Source organism: Sphingomonas sp. PvP056 (genome assembly GCF_040549155.1).
Classification (GTDB): domain Bacteria; phylum Pseudomonadota; class Alphaproteobacteria; order Sphingomonadales; family Sphingomonadaceae; genus Sphingomonas.
The window spans coordinates 114,615-135,842 of sequence record NZ_JBEPST010000001.1 but is presented as its reverse complement, the minus strand read 5'-3'; the positions used below and the strand labels follow the sequence as shown (position 1 = coordinate 135,842).

18 protein-coding genes are annotated in these 21,228 nt (G+C 67.2%); 10 read left to right on the top strand and 8 right to left on the bottom strand.

The window, feature by feature from the left end:
• The first annotated feature begins 118 nt into the window (after positions 1–118).
• Positions 119–457: an ATP-dependent Clp protease adapter ClpS gene (clpS, locus tag ABIC17_RS00720; protein ID WP_354278751.1), complete on the top strand. Its 339-nt coding sequence runs from the start codon at positions 119–121 to the stop codon at positions 455–457.
• A gap of 17 nt (positions 458–474) precedes the next feature.
• Here clpS and ABIC17_RS00715 read toward each other — a convergent pair whose 3' ends face one another.
• Positions 475–1,209, bottom strand: coding sequence for a Crp/Fnr family transcriptional regulator (locus ABIC17_RS00715; protein WP_354278750.1), 735 nt, complete (start codon positions 1,207–1,209; stop codon positions 475–477).
• A gap of 148 nt (positions 1,210–1,357) precedes the next feature.
• On the opposite strand from ABIC17_RS00715, the gene murA reads away from it, so the two are divergent.
• From murA to ABIC17_RS00690, 5 genes are all read left to right on the top strand, one after another.
• Positions 1,358–2,641: a UDP-N-acetylglucosamine 1-carboxyvinyltransferase gene (murA, locus tag ABIC17_RS00710; protein WP_354278749.1), complete on the top strand. Its 1,284-nt coding sequence runs from the start codon at positions 1,358–1,360 to the stop codon at positions 2,639–2,641.
• A 182-nt stretch (positions 2,642–2,823) separates the two neighbouring features.
• Positions 2,824–3,942: a serine hydrolase gene (locus tag ABIC17_RS00705; protein WP_502958401.1), complete on the top strand. Its 1,119-nt coding sequence runs from the start codon at positions 2,824–2,826 to the stop codon at positions 3,940–3,942.
• A 48-nt stretch (positions 3,943–3,990) separates the two neighbouring features.
• The gene (gene polA / locus ABIC17_RS00700; protein WP_354278747.1) at positions 3,991–6,747 is read left to right on the top strand and encodes a DNA polymerase I; all 2,757 of its coding nucleotides are present in this window, start codon (positions 3,991–3,993) and stop codon (positions 6,745–6,747) included.
• A 17-nt stretch (positions 6,748–6,764) separates the two neighbouring features.
• On the top strand, positions 6,765–8,258 hold the full coding sequence (locus ABIC17_RS00695; protein ID WP_354279402.1) for a lipopolysaccharide biosynthesis protein: 1,494 nt from the start codon (positions 6,765–6,767) through the stop codon (positions 8,256–8,258).
• Positions 8,259–8,362: 104 nt separating this feature from the next.
• Entirely contained in the window at positions 8,363–9,568 is a 1,206-nt protein-coding gene (locus ABIC17_RS00690; RefSeq protein WP_354278746.1) for an acyltransferase family protein, read from the top strand.
• Between the two features lie 11 nt (positions 9,569–9,579).
• Here ABIC17_RS00690 and purH read toward each other — a convergent pair whose 3' ends face one another.
• The 4 genes from purH to ABIC17_RS00670 all read right to left on the bottom strand — a co-directional run bounded on the left by purH (position 9,580) and on the right by ABIC17_RS00670 (position 15,114).
• Positions 9,580–11,145: a bifunctional phosphoribosylaminoimidazolecarboxamide formyltransferase/IMP cyclohydrolase gene (gene purH / locus ABIC17_RS00685; protein ID WP_354278745.1), complete on the bottom strand. Its 1,566-nt coding sequence runs from the start codon at positions 11,143–11,145 to the stop codon at positions 9,580–9,582.
• Positions 11,146–11,212: 67 nt separating this feature from the next.
• On the bottom strand, positions 11,213–12,955 hold the full coding sequence (locus tag ABIC17_RS00680; RefSeq protein ID WP_354278744.1) for a heparinase II/III family protein: 1,743 nt from the start codon (positions 12,953–12,955) through the stop codon (positions 11,213–11,215).
• Positions 12,956–13,618: a ribulose-phosphate 3-epimerase gene (gene rpe, locus ABIC17_RS00675; protein ID WP_354278743.1), complete on the bottom strand. Its 663-nt coding sequence runs from the start codon at positions 13,616–13,618 to the stop codon at positions 12,956–12,958.
• Positions 13,619–13,839: 221 nt separating this feature from the next.
• Positions 13,840–15,114: an RsmB/NOP family class I SAM-dependent RNA methyltransferase gene (locus ABIC17_RS00670; protein WP_354278742.1), complete on the bottom strand. Its 1,275-nt coding sequence runs from the start codon at positions 15,112–15,114 to the stop codon at positions 13,840–13,842.
• Positions 15,115–15,216: 102 nt separating this feature from the next.
• Here ABIC17_RS00670 and ABIC17_RS00665 point away from each other — a divergent pair, with 102 nt between their 5' ends.
• A complete protein-coding gene (locus tag ABIC17_RS00665) occupies positions 15,217–15,384 on the top strand; it encodes a DUF1674 domain-containing protein (protein WP_354278741.1) in 168 nt (55 codons plus the stop codon).
• Between the two features lie 132 nt (positions 15,385–15,516).
• On the opposite strand, the gene ABIC17_RS00660 is transcribed toward ABIC17_RS00665, so the two are convergent.
• Both ABIC17_RS00660 and tsaD read right to left on the bottom strand, forming a co-directional pair.
• Positions 15,517–16,494: an NAD(P)H-dependent glycerol-3-phosphate dehydrogenase gene (locus ABIC17_RS00660; RefSeq protein WP_354278740.1), complete on the bottom strand. Its 978-nt coding sequence runs from the start codon at positions 16,492–16,494 to the stop codon at positions 15,517–15,519.
• Positions 16,491–17,522 (bottom strand): tRNA (adenosine(37)-N6)-threonylcarbamoyltransferase complex transferase subunit TsaD, encoded by a 1,032-nt coding sequence (tsaD, locus tag ABIC17_RS00655; RefSeq protein ID WP_354278739.1) that lies wholly within the window; start codon positions 17,520–17,522, stop codon positions 16,491–16,493. Before tsaD ends, ABIC17_RS00660 begins: the two co-directional genes overlap by 4 nt.
• A gap of 108 nt (positions 17,523–17,630) precedes the next feature.
• On the opposite strand from tsaD, the gene hemC reads away from it, so the two are divergent.
• Genes hemC through ABIC17_RS00640 form a run of 3 tightly spaced genes read left to right on the top strand, consistent with a single transcriptional unit; the run spans position 17,631 to position 20,371 of the window.
• Entirely contained in the window at positions 17,631–18,566 is a 936-nt protein-coding gene (gene hemC, locus ABIC17_RS00650) for a hydroxymethylbilane synthase (protein ID WP_354278738.1), read from the top strand.
• The gene (locus tag ABIC17_RS00645; protein WP_354278737.1) at positions 18,563–19,246 is read left to right on the top strand and encodes a uroporphyrinogen-III synthase; all 684 of its coding nucleotides are present in this window, start codon (positions 18,563–18,565) and stop codon (positions 19,244–19,246) included. The genes hemC and ABIC17_RS00645 overlap by 4 nt, the downstream gene beginning before the upstream one ends.
• Positions 19,247–19,279: 33 nt before the next feature.
• Positions 19,280–20,371 carry a hypothetical protein gene (locus ABIC17_RS00640; RefSeq protein WP_354278736.1) on the top strand — a complete coding sequence of 364 codons (1,092 nt, stop codon included), beginning with the start codon at positions 19,280–19,282 and terminating at the stop codon, positions 20,369–20,371.
• 31 nt (positions 20,372–20,402) lie between these two features.
• Here ABIC17_RS00640 and ABIC17_RS00635 read toward each other — a convergent pair whose 3' ends face one another.
• Complete coding sequence (locus ABIC17_RS00635) at positions 20,403–21,200, bottom strand: DUF72 domain-containing protein (protein ID WP_354278735.1); 798 nt, start codon at positions 21,198–21,200, stop codon at positions 20,403–20,405.
• Between the last annotated feature and the right edge of the window lie 28 nt (positions 21,201–21,228).

The following is a 21,228-nucleotide window of genomic DNA, read 5'->3' as shown; positions in this document are numbered from 1 at the left end:
GTGACGGCAAAGGGCGGTTCCCGACGGGAGCCGCCCTTTTCCTTTGTGCGAACCCCTTGCCCTGAAGGGCTGCAATGCCATATTTTAGCGCTGCATGATTGACCCAAACCCCCTCTCCATGGCTGAGCGCCGCGACGACGGAACCGACGATTCCGATCGGGACGGCAGCACCGGAGTCGCGACGCGTACGCGTTCCAAGACCAAGCAACCGACGCCGTACCGCGTCCTGCTGCTCAACGACGATTACACGCCGATGGAATTCGTGGTGCTCGTGCTTCAGCGGTTCTTCCGCATGGACATGGAAGCCGCGACGCGGGTGATGCTCCATGTCCACCAGAAGGGTGTCGGGGTGTGCGGGATCTTCAGCTACGAAGTCGCCGAGACCAAGGTCGCGCAGGTTCTCGATTTCGCCCGACAGAATCAGCACCCGCTCCAGTGCATGCTCGAAAAGGTCTGAAGCCCGAGCACCGTCCGTCAGGGATGGCCTGGTAGCCAGCCAAGATTGAGACCTGCGTAGCGATCGACGTAATTTGCCGCGCGCGCCATCCTGGGCTCGTCGAGAAAGCGGATTTGCCCTGCCTCGCGGGAAATGATCTTCTCTTCCTCCAGTTGTCGCAGCATCCGGTTGACGTGAACCGCGGTGAGCCCGGTCGCATCGCCGATCTCCTCCTGCGTCAGCCCGAGGATGAAGCTTCCAGGCGTCGATCGGTCGAGCAGCTGAATCCGGTTACGAATTTCCAGCAGGATCGCCGCGACCCGCGCCTTTGCCGAGGTTCGCCCGAGGGCTGCGAGCCGGTCGGTCAGGGCAGCGCGCTCGATCTGGTTGCAAATCAGGATCAGCGCCGCAATCCGCGGCTGCGCCAGCATCAGGTCGCTCAGCACGGATCGATCGAACGGTGCTACCACGCAGTCGCCGAGCGCCGTGATCGTCTCGGTCGCACTACTGTAGATCATGTTGGTCATCGCAAGCAGGTCGCCCGCGAAATGGAAGCGCAGGATTTGCCGGCTGCCGTCGTCCAGCAGCACCGAGCTCATCATCTTGCCCTTGCGGAGCACGAACATCTCGCCCGCGCGATCGTTTTCGCGCTGTAACGTCATGTTGCGTCGAAGCACACGCTCGCGCTCCTCCAGCCGGCCGAGCGCTATGCGTTCAGACGGCGTCAGTTCCACCAGATCGCCGAGACGGTCGGCGAAGCAACTTTGCGGCACGCGGTGATCACCCCTTGTTCTCGTACGTCAAAAGCAGTCTCTCGGGGACTTCGCATTAAAGTCGATCAACCGTGCTGACCACGCCACCAAAGGGTGAATCCTTTCCGCGCATGCTTGCGCGCGCGGGGTAAGACGATAAACGAGGTCGATGGATCGTATTCTCATTCGGGGCGGCAACCGCCTCTCGGGCCGTCTCCCCATCTCCGGTGCCAAGAACGCCGCGCTCACGCTGATGCCGTGCGCGTTGCTCACGGAGGAGCCGGTGACGCTGCGCAACCTGCCGCGGCTCGCCGACGTCGACAGCTTCGGGCATTTGCTCAACCAGCTCGGCTGCTCAACCCGGATCGAGGGCGCACGGCCCGAGGATTTCGGGCGGGTTATGACGATCCGCGCGGGCAAGCTGACCGCGACCGAAGCCCCCTATGACATCGTCCGCAAGATGCGTGCGTCGATCCTCGTGCTCGGCCCGTTGCTGGGCCGAGCTGGCGAGGCGACCGTGTCGTTGCCGGGTGGCTGCGCGATCGGCAATCGTCCGATCGATTTGCACCTCAAGGCACTGGAAGCAATCGGCGCACAGCTCGAGATGGCGGCGGGCTATGTCAAGGCGATCGCGCCCGGCGGGCGATTGTCGGGGGGTGTCTACACCTTCCCCGTCGTCTCGGTCGGTGCGACCGAGAACGTCGTGATGGCGGCGTCGCTCGCGAAGGGCGGCAGCCGGATCGAGAATGCGGCGCGCGAGCCCGAGATCGTCGACCTGTGCAACCTGCTCGTCGCGATGGGCGCGAAGATCTCGGGAATCGGCACTGAAACGCTTGAGATCGAGGGCGTAGACCGGCTCCACGGCGCGACCTATCGGGTCATGCCCGACCGGATCGAGGCGGGCAGTTATGCCTGCGCGGCGGCGATTACGGGCGGGTCGCTCGAACTCGTCGGCGTCAAGGCGAGCGACATGCTCGCGACGATCGAGGCGCTGCGCCAGGCGGGCGTCACGGTCGAGGAACGCGGCGAGAACCTGTTTGTCGAGGCGAATGGCCCGCTCCGTCCGGTGACGGTGTCGACCGCGCCCTTCCCCGGCTTCGCAACCGACATGCAGGCACAGCTGATGGCGATGCTGTGCATGGCGCCCGGCGAAAGCACGCTGACCGAGACGATCTTCGAGAACCGCTACATGCATGTGCCAGAGCTGGCGCGCATGGGCGCGGACATCCACGTCCAGGGCCGTACCGCGCTCGTCCGCGGGGTCGACCGGCTGGTCGGCGCGCCGGTGATGGCGACCGACCTGCGTGCATCGATGAGCCTGATCATCGCCGGGCTGGTCGCGGAAGGCGAAACCCAGGTCAGCCGCGTCTATCACCTCGATCGCGGCTACGAACGGCTCGAGGAAAAGCTGAGCGCGGTCGGCGCAGATATCGAGCGGGTCGGCGACGGCTGACGGCCCGCGCATCGCAACCCCGTCTCATCGCGACGATGAGGCGGCTTGTCGCAGCCAGCCACCACAGCCATTCCTAGAACATGATCTGGCTTTATCGCGGCGGTTCAGGGCATAAAGCACGGGCGGGGACAAATTTGGTGGTTGCGCACATCTTTTCTCTTCCTGTTTCCAAGCCGGTGGCAATCCTTGCGCTGAGCGCGGCGCTGTGCGCGTGTGGCTATGACACGCGCGTCCGGGCGGCAAGAAGCAGCACCGGCGCGCAAGCCCCGCTGATCGTCGCGATCCCGCCACGGTCGGGACCCTCGGCGGGACGGCACGTGCTGCCCGCGCCCCCGATGCTCGCCGCCAACGTCACGCAACTGGTGCGCGGCTTTACCGGCAAGGTCGGTGTCGCGGTTCGCAGCGTCGATGACGGCTGGTTGATCGATGCGGGTGGCAGCCAGCGATTGCCGCAGCAGAGCGTCAGCAAATTGTGGGTCGCGATGACCGTGCTGTCCGCGCGCGATGCGGGCAAGCTCAGGCTCGATGACCCGATCACGCTGACCCGCAACGACATCACGCTGTTCCACCAGCCGATCGCCGGGCTGATCCGCGGCGACACCGGCTATCGCACGACGGTCGGAGAACTGCTTCAGCGCGCACTGACGATGAGCGACAATACCGCCAACGACCGGCTGATGCGGCTGGTCGGCGGGCCAAACGCGGTGCGCGGATTCATCGCGCGCAAGGGGCTGGGCGCGATCGGCTTCGGTCCGGGCGAGCGAATGCTGCAGGCGGGGACCGCGGGGCTGACGTGGCAGCCGTCTTATGCCTTCAACGACGGCTTCAATCGCGCGCGCAACGCATTGTCGCGCGCGGACCGGATCGCGGCGTACCAACGCTACGTCGCTAATCCACCGGACGGTGCCGCCCCCACCGCAATCACGGGCGCGCTCGCGCGGCTCAAACGCGGCGATCTGCTGTCGGCGGCGTCGACCTCCTATCTGATCGGGACGATGCAGTCGTCGCACACCGGCAAGATGCGGCTGCGCGGTGCAGTCCCGGCCGGATGGAGCTTCGGGCACAAGACCGGGACGGGGCAGGATCTCGCGGGGCGGACCGCAGGCTATAACGACGTCGGCCTGCTGATCGCGCCCGATGGCCGGACCTATGCGATCGCGGTGATGATCGGCGATACGCCACGCCCGATCCCGGCACGGCAAGCGCTGATGCAGGCGGTCGTCAGCAGCGTCGTCGCCAACCATGCCAGCACCACCTCTGCCAACGCCAGCCGACGGAACGTGGCGCGCTCGAACGGCTGAGCGCAAAGCGGGCTTCTGCTAGGACGCGGGCGCTGCTATCGCCGCACGATGCCGCATCTCTATCTTGTCGATGGCTCGGGATATATCTTCCGCGCCTATCACCGCCTCCCCCCGCTCACCAACAAGCATGGCGAGCCGGTCGGCGCGGTCTATGGCTATACCACGATGCTGTGGAAGCTCGCGGACGAGGTGCATGCCGCGGACGGGCCGACCCACATGGCGGTCATCCTCGACAAGTCGTCCAAGACCTTCCGCAACGATCTGTACGACCAATATAAGGCGCACCGCCCGCCGCCGCCCGAGGATCTGGTGCCGCAGTTCCCGATGATCCGCGATGCAACGCGCGCTTTCTCGTTACCGTGCATCGAGACCGAGGGGCTGGAGGCGGATGACATTATCGCCTGCTACTCGCGCGCCGCGCTCGCGCAGGGGTGGGAAGTGACGATCGTGTCTTCGGACAAGGATCTGATGCAGCTGATCGAGCCTGGGCTCGACATGTACGACACGATGAACAACCGACGATTGGGCGCGGAGCATGTCGCGGAGAAATTCCACGGCATCACCCCCGCGCAACTCGGCGACGTGCTCGCGCTGATGGGCGACAGCGTCGACAATGTGCCGGGCGTCCCCGGCGTCGGCCCCAAGACCGCGGCCAAGCTGATCCTCGAACATGGCGACCTCGAATCCGTCCTCGCCGCTGCCGAGGGGATGAAGAAGGGCAAGCTCCGCGACAATCTGATCGAACATGCCGACATGGCGCGGCTGTCGAAGGAGCTGGTGACGCTCAAATGCGACGTCGCCTTGCCCGAGCCGCTCGAGGATCTCGAACTCAAGGGCATCCCCGATGCGCCGCTGCGCGTGTTCCTCGAACATCACGGGTTCCGCTCGTTGCTCGCCAAGCTGTCGGCGGTCGCGGATGCGCCGGTCCCTGCGCCCAAGGCGGTCCCGACCGAGCAGGACCCGCCATGCGAAGTTGATTCGTACGAGACCGTGGTCGACGAGGCCGCGCTCGACCGCTGGATCACGCTCGCGAAGCATCAGGGCTGGATCGCGATCGATACCGAGACGACCGGCATCGACGCGACTCGCGCCGACCTCGTCGGGATCAGCATGGCGCTCCACCCCAACCTCGCCTGCTACGTCCCGCTCGCGCATGGCGGGAGCGGACTGTTCGCGGAAAAGCCGGACCAGCTGAGCGTCGAAGTCGCGCTGGCGAAGTTGAGGCCGCTGTTCGAGGATCCGTCGGTCCTCAAGATCGGGCATAACCTCAAATATGACATGATCGTGCTCGGTCGCTTGGGCGTCAACGTCGCGCCGTTCGACGACACGATCCTGATGAGCTTCGATCTCGACGCGGGGCTCCACGGCCACAGCATGGACGAGCTCGCCGCGACGCATCTGTCGCACAGCTGCATCGCGTTCAAGGACGTGGTCGGCGTCGGCAAGTCGCAGCGGACCTTCAACGAAATCGATCTGGTCGCCGCGACCCGCTACGCCGCGGAGGATGCCGACGTGACGCTGCGCTTGTGGCGGCGGTTCAAGCCGCGCCTCGCCGCAGAGGGCGCAACGCGCGTCTATGAGATGGTCGATCGCCCGCTCGCGCCCGTCATTGCACAGATGGAGCGCCACGGGATCAAGGTCGATCGCGAAAAGCTCGCGCAATTGTCGGGAGAATTCTCGGCGCAGATCGGCGCGCTCGAAGTCGACATTCACGCGCTCGCGGGCGGTGCTTTCACCATCGGCAGCCCCAAGCAGTTGGGCGACGTGCTGTTCGAGCGGATGGGGATCAAGGGCGGGCGCAAGGGCAAGTCCGGGGTCTATTCGACCGACGTCACCGAGCTCGAGCGGATCGCGGCGGACAAGGATTCGCCGGGTAAGGACATCGCGACCAAAGTGCTCGAATGGCGGCAGCTGTCCAAGCTCAAGTCGACCTATACCGATGCGCTCCAGGCGCAGATCAACCCCGCGACGGGGCGTGTCCACACGTCCTATTCGCTGACCGGCGCGCAGACCGGGCGGCTGTCGTCGACCGATCCGAACCTGCAGAACATCCCGATCCGCACCGAAATCGGCCGCCAGATCCGCGACGCGTTCGTGGCGGAACCTGGCAACGTCCTGCTCGCGGCAGATTATTCGCAGATCGAGCTGCGGCTCGCGGCGCACATGGCGGACGTGCCGCAGCTTCGTGACGCGTTCGCGAGTGGTGCCGACATCCACAGCCTGACCGCGCAGGAGCTGTTCGGCGAGGTCAACCGCGACACCCGCGGGCGCGCCAAGACGATCAACTTCGCGATCCTCTACGGGATCAGCCGCTGGGGTCTGGCGGGTCGGCTCGACGTGACCGCGGACGAGGCGCAGGCGATGATCGACCGCTATTTCGATCGCTTCCCCGGCATCCGCAACTATATCGCGCAGACCACCGAGACGGTCCGCGCGAACGGCTACACCACCACTTTGTTCGGACGAAAGACGCACTTCCCGCGCATCGCCTCCAAGATCCAGCACGAACGCCAGGGGGCAGAGCGCGCCGCGATCAACGCACCGATCCAGGGCACCTCCGCCGACATCATCAAGCGCGCGATGGTCCGGATGGGCCCGGCGCTGTTGGAGGCGGGGCTGCCCAATGTGCGGATGCTGCTCCAGGTGCACGACGAACTCGTGTTCGAACTCCCCGAGGGCGATGTCGCGGCAGCGAAACCGGTGATCGAGCGCGTGATGGCGACCGCCGCCGAACCCGTCGTCCAGCTCAGCGTACCGCTCGGAATCGAGATCGGCACCGGCCTGAGCTGGGGGGCCGCGCATTGACCAACACGACGGGGGGGATGACCGGCGACCGTGGGGGCACGGACGACGAGATCAACGCGCTCGCCAAGGGCGGGCGGACCAACATCCTCGGCTTCCTGATGCGCCTCGTCGCGCGCATCCCGTTCCTGTTCATCGCCGGAAGGCTGTACGGACCGGACACGCTCGGCACCTTCGCGCGCGCGGTGCTGTTCGTCGAGGTGGCGGCGTTGCTCGCGACCTTCGGGCTCAAGCGCGGGCTTGCTTTGGCGATCAGCGATTCGGATCGCCCGCATGTCGACATCGTGTGGGATTGCCTCGTCGTCGCGGCGCTGGCGTCCTTCACCGCAAGCGGCATTCTGCTGCTGCTCCCCGACCTGATGTACCACGGCAGCGCGCCGACCGGGCTCGAACGGCTGCTGCCGTGCATCATCGTCTTTACCGCCTGGTCGGACATCACGCTGGCCGCGCTCGCCTATCGCCGCAACGTGAAAGCCACCGTCACCGCGCGCGCGGTGATCGAGCCGTGGACGATCTCGATTGCGGCGGGGGTCCTCTATCCGATCGCGCCGCATGACGGGCTGGTGATCGCCTACATGCTGTCGATGATCGCGGCATTGGTCGCGTCGCTGGTTCCGTTCTGGCGCAGCTATGGCGCGCCGGTTGGCTGGCGGCTCCATCCGGGGCGGACGCTCGCGCTGATTCGCCGCAATGCGCCGCTCGCGGGCGCGGATGCGCTCGAATGGGGGACGCGCAATGTCGATCGCTCGATCCTTTTCCTGATGTTCGAGCCTCGGATCGTCGGCATCTACTGGATGGCGCAACAGGTCGCGTCGATCCCGGGGAAACTGAAGACGAGCTTCGACCCGATCCTCGGCCCCGTGATCACCACCAGCCTGGCGCGCGGCGACACCAATGCGGTTGCGGCACAGGTCCGGCAGGTCGGATTCTGGATCCTCGCCGCGCAGACCGGGCTTGCACTGATGGGCTCGATTCCGGGCGAAGCGGTGATGGGAACGGTCGGCCCGCAATTCGTCGCGGGGACGGCAGCGCTCTCCTTCCTGCTGTTCGCCGAAGCCGCCGCGTCGACCGGTGCGGTGTGCGAATCCGCGCTCGTCTATATTGCGCGGTTGCAGAATATGGCGATTTCGATCGGGATGCTGCTGTTCCAGGTCGCTCTCAGCTTCGGGCTGATCTTCGCTATGCAGTCGGCCGGATGGCCGGTCGCGTTCCAGGCGGCGGGGCCCGCGGTCGCACTGTTCGTCTCAGTGTCGATCACCTCGGTCATCAAGTCGACCTATCTGTCGCGGTTGTTGAAAGCACCCGTCGCGGGATGGCGCTGGGCGATGGTGTGGGCGGTGCTCGCCACCTGCGTCGCGGGCGGGTTGTTCACCGCGCTCCCCAAACGCTACGAATGGGCCGAACTCGCGATCGGCGAGCCGGTGATGGCGGCGATCTACCTGTACGTGCTGTACCGCTGGGCGTTCCGCGACGAAGACCGCGCGCTGATCCGAAAGCGCCCGGCGGTGACCTAACCGGGACCGTGCCCCGATCGTTCGACCGCAGCGCCGCTTTACCGGAAATTTAAAGAGTAAGCCATAACAGCTCCCCTGAGACCAAAGACTTGGGCGGGGGCACGATGGACGCGGGAATACTCAGGGGTGCTGATTGTGCCAGGTCGGTGGCGTGTCTGGCCGTCTTCACGCATCACATCAGCCTCGCTTCTGGTCACCTTGCCCTTTCGCCTTTGCTGCGATCCGTTGTCGACTTGGCCGAACGCGGAAAGCTGGGCGTTTCGATCTTCTTCGTATTGAGCGGCTTCCTGCTCAGCATCCCCTTTTGGAAAGCGTGCGACCGCCAGAACAGCGTGGACCTCAGGACATACGCGTTGCGGCGTGCGTCGCGGATCCTTCCAGCAACCTGGGTTTGTCTGATCGTGTCGTTCGGGGTGGACCTGGCTTATGCCGGATCGCTTGAGGACGGCAAACTTGTCCGCCTGATCACGGGCCTGCTCTTCGTCTCCGATTTCCACTGGTTCACGCTTTTCCCGGTCGTGCAGAATGGACCGTTATGGTCCCTGTCGTTCGAAGTGTCCTCGTATCTGATGATGCCGCTCGCGTTCATTGCGCTGCGACAAGCGTTTCCGGGGTCGATGGTCGGCTGGACCGCGCGGTATCTCTGGGTTCTCGTGCTGCTGCTGGCATTGGCAGCGCATGGGTTGGTGATGGGGCTTGTGGAAACGCCCGTATCGAGTCCGGATGACGTGTATGCAGTCGCGAAAGACTGGTTCCCGCGATACAATCCCATGGCCTTCTTCGTCATGTTCGCGATCGGAACATTGGCGGCAGGCGTCCACACACAGATCGCCCTATCGACCACACACACCGACCTCGTGAAGGGCCTTGGGATCATGGTGATTGGCGTCCTTGTCCCGGCACTGGCGTACACCGTGTTGGCGCGCCCCTTTGGGTTTGAGCCACCGCCCTTCGGTTTTCCGATGCTTCCCCTCGCCACGGGACTGTTCCTGATCCTCTGCCAGAAGATCCCCGCCAGCCGCTGGCTTGACGGGCCCGTCATGGCATTCGTCGCCAAGATTTCGTTCGGCATCTATATCTGGCATGCCCTGCTGATCACGGCATTGGGCGATGCCCTTCGCTCGCTGCATCTGGATCCCGTTGTGTCGCTGACCCTTCTTGCGGGCGGGTCGCTCTCCGGTGCCGTCCTGATCGCGACCGTAAGCTATACCTATTTTGAAGAGCCGATGATCTTTTGGGCAAGGCGGCTGGAGCGCCGGCGCCAAAGCCTTCCGAACGCCGACACGGCGGCGCCGGAAGCCCTTGCCTGATCACCGACCGATCAATGCCGGAAGTGGCGCACCCCGGTGAACACCATCGCCAGGCCCGCCGCATCCGCCGCCGCGATCACTTCGTCGTCGCGGATGGATCCGCCCGGCTGGATCACCGCGGTCGCGCCCGCCTCGACCGCCGCCAACAAGCCGTCGGCGAACGGGAAAAACGCGTCCGACGCGACCGCGGAGCCGATCGTGCGCGGCGTCGCCCAGCCCGCCTTGTCGGCGGCGTCCTTTGCCTTCCACGCTGCGATGCGGGCGGATTCGAGACGGTTCATCTGCCCCGCGCCGATGCCTGCGGTGCTGCCGCCCTTGGCGTAGACGATCGCGTTCGACTTGACGTGCTTGGCGACGGTCCAGGCAAAGCGGCAGTCGGCGAGCTCCTGCTCGGTCGGTGCGCGCTTGGTGACGACCTTCATCTCGGGATTGGAGTCACCGTCGCGGCTCTGCACCAGCCAGCCGCCGGTGATCGCCTTCGCCAGCAACCCGGCGCGCGCCGGATCGGGCAGTTCGCCGGTCAGCAGCAGGCGCAGGTTCTTCTTCGCAGCGAAGATCGCGAGCGCCTCTTCATCCGCCTCGGGCGCGACCACGACTTCGGTGAAGATCCCGGCGATCGCCCGCGCGGTCGCGCCGTCGAGCGGACGGTTGAGCGCGATGATCCCGCCGAATGCCGACACCGTATCGCACGCGAACGCAGCACCATAAGCCGCTTCGAGCGTTTCGCCGGTCGCGACGCCGCAGGGGTTGGCGTGCTTGACGATCACGCAGGTCGGTGCCGCGTCCCGGTACTCGCTGATCAGGTCGAACGCGGCGTCGGCATCGTTGAGGTTGTTGTAGCTGAGGTCCTTGCCCTGCACCTGCCGCGCCTGGCCGATCCCGCGCGGTGCGGAGCCGCCCGCGGTGTAGAAGGCCGCCGACTGGTGCGGGTTTTCGCCGTAGCGCAGCGACTGGCCACGCTGCAAAGTGATCGCGAGCGTCTCGGGGAACGCTTCGCCCTGGTCGACCTGGCCGAACCACGTCGCGATCATGCCGTCATAGGCGGCAGTCGCGGCATAGGCCTTGGCGGCGAACTTGCGACGATCCGCAAGCGTCGTGCTGCCGCCTGCAACCAGCGCGTAATCCGCCGGATCGGTGACGATCGCGACGAAGGCGTGGTTCTTGGCCGCCGAGCGCACCATCGACGGGCCGCCGATGTCGATATTCTCGATGATCTCGTCGCGTTCCGCGCCCTTGGCGACGGTCGCCTCGAACGGATAGAGGTTGACCACAACCAGATCGATCGCGCCGATCCCGTGCTCCTCCATCGAGGCGACATGCGCCGCATCGTCGCGCACCGCGAGCAACCCGCCATGGACCACCGGGTGGAGCGTCTTGACGCGGCCGTCCATCATCTCGGGGAAGCCGGTCAGGTCCGAGATGTCGCGCACCTCAAGCCCCGCGTCACGGAGCGCCTTGGCGGTGCCCCCGGTCGACACCAGCTCGACGCCATTCTGCGCCAGTCCCTGCGCGAGCTCGACGATGCCGGTCTTGTCGGACACCGAGAGCAGCGCGCGGCGGATCGGGATGGTGGTCATGGGGAGGCTCCGGGGGCGAGAGGGGGGAGGAATGTCGCGCACCCCCTGCCCGCTTGGGCCTGCAATTTCAATGCGCGCGCTTGAGCACCCAGCCGATGTTGGTCCCCCCGGCGGGGGCCTCCCCCGTCACGACCAGCTGGAGCGTCGCATGCGGACGTCCCTCGGCGTCGATCCACAGGCTGTCCTCGATCGCCAGCTTGCCGCCGCGGCACCGGAATTGCCAGACGCCCCCATGCGGCAATCGCAGCAACGCCGCCATCCCGTCCGCGGTCGGGGAAACCTGCACGCCGAAACCAAGATGGAAGCGCACTGCGAACACCGACGGCTGGATCTTGCGCTGCTTTGGTGCCGGTAGCAACACATCCTCGCCACGCAGCTCGCGACCATCATTGGCCATCACTAGCTGGCGACGGTGGAGCAGCCCGAACCGGCGCGCATAACCGTCGTGGCTTGCCTCGATCCGGCTCGAGGTCTCACTCTCCTGGCGGACCAGCTCGACTTCGCCGACGCCGCGGCCAAGCGTTCCGTCGGCATGGATCGCGGTCGAGTTGCTGTCGCCGAGCACGAGCGTCGAATGCGCCGCGGTCGTGCGCAATCCTTCCGACAGATCGGCAGGAAGCTGCGCGATCCCGGTCCGCGCGCCGCCGCAATTGACGACGATCCGGTCGGGGCCGTCGGACAGTTCGATCGCCAATGTCGAGGCACAGCCGCCCTCGACCAGCCGGGCAACGGGCGGGGGTGCGCCGTCGAGAATGACGACCGCGCTGCCGGCCGCCAGCCGCTGATACCCCCAGTCGCGCGCCTGCCGCAGCGGGCGTGTCCGCACGCCGGTCGCGGCGATGACTTGCGCCAGCGCGTCCGCGCCATAGGGCCCGCCGCCCTGCCAGCTGCCGACGTCGCGGTCGCCGTGGCAGATGCCGAGCAGCGCGGGGATCAGCCTGGCCAGCGTATCGCCCAGGAATGCGGGCGGATTGAGCTGACGCGCGTCATAGACCTCGCGCAGACTGGTCAGCAGCATCACGAGATCGACCTGCACCGCGGGCGACCGCGCGACGTTCCCGCCATCTTCATGGATCGATGATGTCAGCCCGCGCAGCAACGCCGCTTCGGTCGCCGACTGGCGCGGATCACCGCCGGGAATCAGCAACGTTCCCGCGACGACCCCGCACAATGCGGCAACGCGCGGCGCGCCGGGCGGGGCCTTTTCCGCCGCACGATCGATATGCCGCGCCCCGCGCGCGAGCGTGTTGAGCACGCGGCTGCGATACACCAGATCCGCCGACGACAGGATCAGCGGGGCGTGCGCGGTCCAGAACAGAATGCGGCGGCCCCACAGGTCCGCGCGCCACGCCGGTTCGCTGACCGTATCGGCATGTGCGGTCAGCCACAGCCGCATCAGATGTTCCGCGATCGGCGTCGCCTGCGCGCGCGTCGCCACGGTCGACAGGTCGCGTAACCAGGCGAAACTATGGAGATAATCCGCGAACGCCTTGGAGAAATCGGGCTTGGTGAGATCGAGCGTCTCGATGTCACGGCTCTCGCCGCGAAACGTCAGCATGCCCTCGAGCAAGGCGTGCCCGCGCTGGACGTCCCCCAGCAGCGGGTCGTCGGGGACCGCGATCAGTTTGAGCGGATGCCGCCCCTTAAGGCGCATCCCGTGGATCGGTGTGCGCCACGTCAGCCGGTGGAAATGCTCGGACAGCCGCTCGGCCAGCGACAATCCCTTGTCGCCGCCGACGCGCACCAGCCGCTTGCCCTCGTCGATCCCGTCGGGCAGCGTTTCGTCCTGTGGAACCGATCGGTCGCGCATTTAGCCGCGCAAACCTGCGATGTTGGCGGCATAGGCGTCCGGCCCGCCGCGGAAGGTCGCAGTGCCCGCGACCAGCGCATCCGCGCCTGCCGCGATCGCGCGCGGCGCGGTGATCAGGTCGATCCCGCCATCGACCTCTAGGTCGATAGCATAGCCGCCCTTGTCGATCATCTTGCGGACGCTCTCGATCTTGCCGAGCGCGCTCTCGATGAACGCCTGCCCGCCGAAGCCTGGATTGACGCTCATGACGAGCACCAGATCGACCATGTCGAGCAGGTAATCGAGCGCCTTGGCGGGCGTTTGCGGGGTCAGCACGACACCCGCGCGCTTGCCGAGTTGGCGGATGTGTTGAAGACTGCGATGCGTGTGCGGCCCGGCCTCGACGTGGATGCTGATCGTGTCCGCGCCGGCTTCGGCAAACGCCTCGAGATACGGGTCGACCGGCGCGATCATCAGATGGACGTCGAGCGGCTTGGTCGTGTGCGGGCGGATCGCCTTCACCACTGCCGGGCCGATCGAGATGTTGGGGACGAAATGCCCGTCCATCACGTCGACATGGATCCAGTCCGCGCCCGCGGCGTCGATCGCGCGGACCTCCTCGCCGAGCTTGGCGAAATCGGCCGATAGGATGGACGGGGCGATGCGGACGGGGCGCTGAGACATGATGCGCTGAGCCTGTAGCACGCCGCCGATTCGGGACAAGCATGCGTTGGACCGGACGGGTCGCGCATACCGTATGTGGTTGTTGGTTTACGGTCGGGTGAGCGAATTGCGCTTCCCTTACCCTTCCTCCTGCGCTTCCCCGGCCTTCGCCGGGGAAGCGCAGGAGGAAGGAGACCGTAGTACGGGATAGGGAAGGCGCGCAAACGGCAGCCCCCCCAAACCTACCCCTGCCGCCGCCAACGCGCGATGAAGAAGCCGTCGTTGCCGCCCGGCTTGACCATTCCGGGAAGGGTCCGCACCGTTCCCTCCGCCGTCGGCACGATCCCTGCCGGCAATTCCTCCGCACCAACCGGATCGAGCGCGAAGTCGGGGCGGGCTGCGGCAAAGCGTTCGCGCTGCTTCTCGCCCTCGGCGGGTTCGAGCGAGCAGGTCGCGAAGACGAGCGTCCCGCCGGGCTTCACCCATTCCGCCGCGCGCGTCAGCAGGCTGGTCTGGAGTGCGGCAAGATCGGTGATCTGCGACGGCCGCACGCGGTGGAGCACATCGGGATGCCGCCGGAAGATACCCGTCGCGCTGCACGGCGCATCGAGCAGCACGGCGTCGACCGACGTCGGCGGTGCCCATTCGAGCACGTCCGCCTGGACGATCTCCGCCGCCAACCCCGTCCGCGCAAGATTGTCATGCAGTCGCGCGAGTCGGCTTTCGGACGCATCGACCGAGGTCACGCGCCAGCCTGCACTCGCGAGCTGCATCGTCTTGCCCCCAGGCGCGGCGCACAGATCGAGCGCACTGCCCGCACCCTTGCCCAGCAATCGCGCGGGCAACGAGGCAGCGATATCCTGCACCCACCAGCGCCCGTCCTCGAATCCCGGAAGCTCGGGCACATGCGCGGAGTCGATCCGGACATGGCCGGGAAGCAGCGAGACGCCGCCCAATTCCTCAACGAAGCGCGCGGTTTCGGCGGGGTCGGCGAGCGTCAGGTCGAGCGGCGGGGGAGCCGCCATCGCTTCCTCGGCAGCATGGATCCCATCGTCGCCCCAGGCGGCGTGCCAGCGCAAAGCGACCGGATCGGGAAGCGTCGGCAGTTCGGGAAGCTGGTCGCCGTTGCGCGACAACGTCCCGAACACGCCGTGGACGAGCTTGCGCGGGCCACCGTCGACCAGCGGCAGCACGGTCGAAATCGCCGCGTGCGACGGGGTGCCGAGCGACAGCGCCTGCACCAGCGCGATGCGCAGCGCAAAGCGCGCCTTGGAATCATCGGGCAGTCGAGTCTTGGTCGCCGAATCGATCAACGCGTCGAGATCGGGCAACCGTCGCAGCACCTCCGCCGCGATCGCGTGGGCCAGCGCTCGGTCATCGGCGCGGTCGATCCCTCCGGTCGCGCGGCCGATCGCGGCTTCGAGCGGCAAGCCCTGGCGGAGAACCGCGTCGAGCATCCGGAGTGCCGCGCGGCGTGCGGGGACGCCGGGGGCCTCGACGGGTTCGGGGCGGGGCATGTAACGGCGGGGGGGTGGCAGTGTCACGGGCTTGAACTCTTCGCAAAGGACCGCCAACTGACGGGAGACGCTTTATCTCATGCGTCTGCAAGGAAGTCCCTCATGGCCGCTCGTCCGCCGCATGTGAAGCCACCAGCCTATCTCAGCAAGAATACGCCGGTGCCCGCCCCCGACCCCAAACCCGAGCCGCGCGACACGCGCGACCATCTCGGGCTCGACCCGACGCGCTACGGCGACTGGGAGCACAAAGGCATCGCGATCGATTTCTGAGGGTATGCAGCGGCGCGGGAGAACCCTGCGCCGATTTCCCGCGAAGGCGGAAACCCAGAGCCCATCAGGACAACGACGGGGTGGCCGCCAAACCCTAGACTCCGGCTTTCGCCGGAGAACACGCTGAAAGCGTTACCGCACCTCGCGTCGCAACGGCCGCGCCAGCAGCGCCTCGATCACCGCACCGACATCCGCGCCTTCGAGCAGCGCACATACCGCCGCGACCACGGGCATCTCTACCCCGATCGCAGCCGCCGCCACGCGCAGCACCGGCGCGGTAGCCGCGCCTTCCGCCACCGTTACGCGGTCCGCGAGCAGATCCTGCGCACGCCGTCCCTGCCCCAGCCCGACCCCGAGCGAGAAGTTGCGCGAGCTGGTCGACGAACAGGTCAGCACCAGATCCCCCAGTCCCGACAACCCGCTCAGCGTTTCTACCTGTGCACCACGCGCCATCCCGAAGCGCACCATTTCCGCAAATCCGCGCGCGATCAATGCGGCGCGGGCGTTCTGGCCGAGTCCGGCACCCTCGACGACACCGCACGCTATCGCGAGCACGTTCTTGACCGCGCCGCCGATCTCCGCGCCAATGACGTCGGTCGTCGCATAAGGCCGGAGCGCAGGCCCCGCGAGCCGGTCCGCGAGCGCCGCGCCCAACGCTTCGTCCGCACAGGCAAGCGTCACCGCAGTCGGTTGCCCGGCGGCGACTTCATGCGCGAAGGTCGGACCGGACAGCACCGCGATCGGCGCGTTTGGATGGATCTCGCGCGCGACTTCGCCGACCAGCATCTGCGTGCCCGCCTCGATCCCCTTGGCGCAGAGCACCAGCGGCGTCGCGCCGACCGCCGTCTCGGTGAGCACCGCGCGGACATGTTGCGCGGGGACGACGACGAGCAACGCATCGCACGCCGACAGCGCGCCGAGCGACCCGGTCGCGACGATCGTCTCGGGCAGCGTGATTCCCGAGAGGAACCGCGCGTTCTTGTGCCCGGTATTGATCCCCTCGACGACATCCGGCTCGCGCGCCCACAAAAGGACGGGCTCGCCGCCGCGCGCTGCGACCTGCGCGAGCGCGGTGCCCCAGGCACCGCCACCGATGACCCCGATCTTCATGCCTTCACTCCTGCACCACGCACCGCTTCCGCGCCCGGATCAAGCGGCCAGCGCGGCCGCGCAGCGACGTCGAGCGGATCGGTCAGCCCGGCCGCGTAGCGCTCCGCGCCAGCCCAGCCGATCATCGCGGCATTGTCGGTGCACAGCCACAAGGGCGGCGCCACGAACCGCAGACCGTTCGCCGCCGCCAGATCGGCAAGTGCGGTCCGCACCGCGCCGTTCGCAGCGACCCCGCCCGCGACCACCAGCGCAGTCGCGCCATGTGCGGCCTCGAGCGCGCGGACGGTGCGATCGAGCAGGCAATCGACCACGGCCTGCTGGAACGACGCGGCGATATCCTCGACCGACCAAGTCCCTGCCGCATGCGCGCGGACGACCGCGCTCTTGAGCCCGGCAAAGGAAAAATGCGGTTCGGGCGATCCCTTCAGCGGGCGCGGCAGCGGCACGATCGGTCGCCCGGCGCGGGCCGCAACCTCGACCGCGGGGCCGCCGGGGAAGCCCAGCCCGAGCACCTTGGCGGTCTTGTCGAACGCTTCGCCCGCAGCATCGTCGATCGTCGTCGCAAGCCGGCGGTAGCGGTTCACCCCCTCGACCAGCAGCAACTGGCAATGCCCGCCCGAGACGAGCAACAACAGATAGGGAAATGCGAGATCGGGATCGGACAGTCGCGGGCTCAGCGCGTGCCCTTCCAGATGGTTGACCGCGATCAGCGGCTTGCCCGCGGAATGCGCGAGTGCCTTGCCCGTGACGAGCCCTACCATAACCCCGCCGATCAGCCCCGGCCCAGCAGTCGCGGCGATCGCGTCGACCTCGGCGAGCGTGACCCCCGCATCCGCCAGCGCTGCCTCGATCAGGGGGGCGAGCACCTCGACATGCGCGCGCGCGGCGATTTCAGGGACGACGCCGCCGAACGGACGGTGCGCCGCCTCCTGTCCTGCCAGACGGTGTGCCAGAACCTGACGATCCGACGTGACGAGCGCAGCGGCGGTTTCGTCGCAACTGGATTCGAGACCAAGAATGAGTGCCATCCGCCCTCCCTATCGCCGATCCCGCGCATTGTCGAAGCCCCCGCCCTCGCCCGCCACTTGTCGGACCCCGGCGATTTCGTCCATGACACGCAGCGAAGGGGACGCCGCGTGACACAACCACCGCTCAAGCTCGGGACGCGCGGGTCGCCGCTCGCACTGGTTCAGGCCAATCTGGTGCGCGAGGCACTGTGCGCAGCGCATGGCTGGGACCGCGACCGCGTCGAGATCGTCACGATCCGCACGACCGGCGACCGTCGCCAGGATGTCGCGCTTGCCGAGATCGGGGGCAAGGCGCTGTGGACCAAGGAACTTGATCGCGCATTACTATGCGGCGAGATCGATTTCGCGGTCCATTCGATGAAGGACGTCGAAACCGGACGCCCGGATGCGATCACGATCGCAGCGATGCTGCCGCGCGCCGACGTGCGCGATCGGATCATCGGCGCCGACAGCGTGAGCGCGTTGCGTGAAGGCGCGGTGGTCGGCACGAGCTCGCCGCGCCGGGTCGCGCAGGTCAAGCGGTTGCGCCCCGATCTCGTCACGATCTTGCTGCGCGGCAATGTCGACACGCGGCTCGCCAAGGTCGCGGCGGGCGAAGTCGACGCGACGTTGCTCGCGGCGGCAGGGCTCGAACGGCTCGGGCGGGTCGAGGTCGGCAGCTGCATCCCGATCGACGTGATGCTCCCCGCCCCCGCGCAGGGCGCAGTCGGGATCGAGGCACGGACCGGCGATGAGCGAGTCCGCACGCTGCTCGCCGCGATCGACGATGCCCCGACCCATGCCTGCGTCTTGCTGGAACGCGCGTTGCTCGCGGTGTTGCAGGCGGATTGCCATTCGCCGGTCGCAGCACTTGCGACGCTCGCCGACGACGGAGAAGGCGGGACGACGATGACCTTGCGCGGCGAATTGTTCGCTGAGGACGGCAGCGCGCATGTCGCGGGCGTGGTCGACGGCGCGCTCGGCGATGCCACGCTGGCCGCGCGACTGGGGGCGGACTTGCTCGACCGTGCGCCCGCCGCTGTGCGGTCGTTGTTCGCGGGATGATGCAGCGGCTGGTCGTGCTGCGTCCCGAGCCCGGCAATGCCGCGACGCTGGCGCGTGCGCGCGACGCCGGGTTCGACGCGGTCGCGCTGCCGCTGTTCGCGGTCGAGGCGCTCGACTGGGCCGTTCCCGATCCGACGCAGCACGATGCGCTGATCCTGACCAGTGCCAATGCGCTTCGGTTCGGCGGGGGATCGATCGCCGCCCTGCGAATGCTGCCGGTGCTCGCGGTCGGCGGACACACTGCTGCGGCGGCACGCGATGCCGGGTTCGAAGTGATCGCATCGGGCACCGGCAACGCCGCGGACATCGTCGCGCTGGCGGAACGCACCGGCGTGCGACGCGCGCTCCATCTGACCGGGCATGATCGCACGCTCGAGGCCGGTGGCGTCATCGCGACGCTGATCCCGGTCTATCAAAGCGTGCCCCGCGCGGTCGAGCCTGCGGAGCTCGACCTTCTGGACGACCGCGTCGCGTTGCTCCATTCCGCACGCGCGGCACGACGGATCGGTACGCTGGTAGATGCGGCGGGCCTGTCGCGCGCGCGGATTGCGATTGCGGCGTTCAGCCCGGTAATCGCCGCCGCCGCCGGGTCCGGCTGGGCTGGTATTGCCGTCGCGGCGCGACCTGACGACGCGGCGCTGTTCACCGCCCTCACGGCTCTTCCGACGACGAGCCGTTGACCGTTCGCGTTCGGGCGATGATAAGACAGCGCTATGGACGAAAACACGCCCACCGTCCCCGAGACCGAGTTCCCGGCGCAGGCCCCCGGCCGGGACAGGCACAACGCCCCCGAACAGACTCGGCCTGACCCTCCAGTACCGCCGCAGCGCACCGTGCCGCCCTATACCCCACCCCCCGTTCCCCCCGCTGCGACTCGGCGCGGGATGGGATGGCGGATGGGAATCGCGCTCGGGCTGATCGCGTTCCTGATCGGCGTCGGCGTGGCCGCGTTACTGATCACGCGGTTCGGCAAGGGCCTGAATACCGGCGCGGATGGCAAACAGGTCGCGACGATGACGCTCCCGGTGTCGAACGGGCAGCCCCCCGTCGTGATCCTGCCCGGAAAAGCTGGTGCCCCCGGCCCCGCGATCGATATCGCAGCACTGAGCAGTCGCGAAGTCGAACTGGCGAGCAAGCTGGATGCACTCGAAGCGCGCGAGGCCAGCATTGACCGTGATGCGCAACAGGCCGCCGCTTATGCCACCCGCAGCGAGGGGCTGATGGTCGCGTTCGCGGCCCGTCGCGCGCTCGACCGCGGACTCAACCTCGGCTTTATCGAGCAGCAATTGCGCACGCGCTTCGGCACGACCCAGGCCGCCGCGGTCGCGACGATCGTGCAGGCAGCGCGCAACCCGGTGACGCTCGAGGATCTGCGCGCCGGGCTCGACGGCGTCGCACCCGAACTCGTCACCGGGGTGGCGAGCAGTGGCTGGCTGCAAAGCCTGGCGCGCGAACTGCGCAACCTCGTGGTCCTGCGCAAGGCGAGTGCGCCGTCGCCGCTGCCGGTCGACCGAGTCGCGCGCGCGCAGCGGCTGCTTGAAGCCGGACAGGTCGAGGCGGCGCTTGCCGAAGTGTCGCGGACGCCCGGCGCAAGCCAGGCCACGCGCTGGACCGAGGCCGCCCGCCGTTACATCAACACGCGGCACGCGCTCAATACGATCGAGAGTGCCGCCATCCTGAGCCCGGGTGTCGATCCGCGCCCGATGGCACCCCTGACACCCGCCACACCGCAGGAAGCGGCGCCCGAAGAGACTGAAGTGGTGCCGGATACGCCCGCGACTCTCGAAACGAACGGAGCGATCTAGAGCGGGATCACTCCCGCTCAGGCAGACAGTTTTACCCCTGCACTCGGTCGATCAGCGCCATCGCACCGTGTGGCGCACGCACTTTGGCGCCATTGATAAAAAAGACGAACGTTTCCCGCGGCACGACCGGGGCCGCATCCGCCACGTACGGCAAGTCGCCCGGAGCAGCGCCCGCCGACCAGTCGCGCGCAGCCTTGGCCCAGCGATCGAGCGCGGCCGGGGCATAGCCTGCCGGCTCCTCCTCCACCGCCGCCTCTAGCCGCGCATAGACCATATCCCCGCTGACATCCGCGATTGCGGGGTATTCGGTCGAATCGGCATAAACGATCGCCACCCCCGCCGCGCGCGCCAGCGCGACGAATTCGGGGACGAGGAAACTCTCGTGCCGCACCTGCACCGCATGGCGCAGCGTGACGCCGTCCTGACTCGACGGCAACAGCTTGAGGAACGCGCCGAAATCGTCCGCGTCGAACTTCTTAGTCGCCATGAACTGCCACAGGATCGGCCCGAGCCGGTCGCCCAGTTCGACGATACCCTGCCCGGTGAACTTCGTGATTGATTCGCCCGCCTCCGCCAGCACCTTGCGGTTGGTGCAATAGCGCGATGCCTTAAGTGCAAAGACGAACCCGTCAGGCACCGCCTTCGCCCAGGACGCGAAGGTCGCTGGTTTTTGCGACGAATAATAGGTGCCGTTGACCTCGATCGCGGTCAGTTTCGACGCGGCGTAATCGAGTTCGCGCTTCTGCGGCCATTTTTCGGGGAAGAACGTCCCGCGCCATGGTTCGTAGGTCCAGCCACCAATGCCGATTCGGATGTCGCCGTGTTTCATGCCCGCCACGCTAACCGACCCGGCAGAG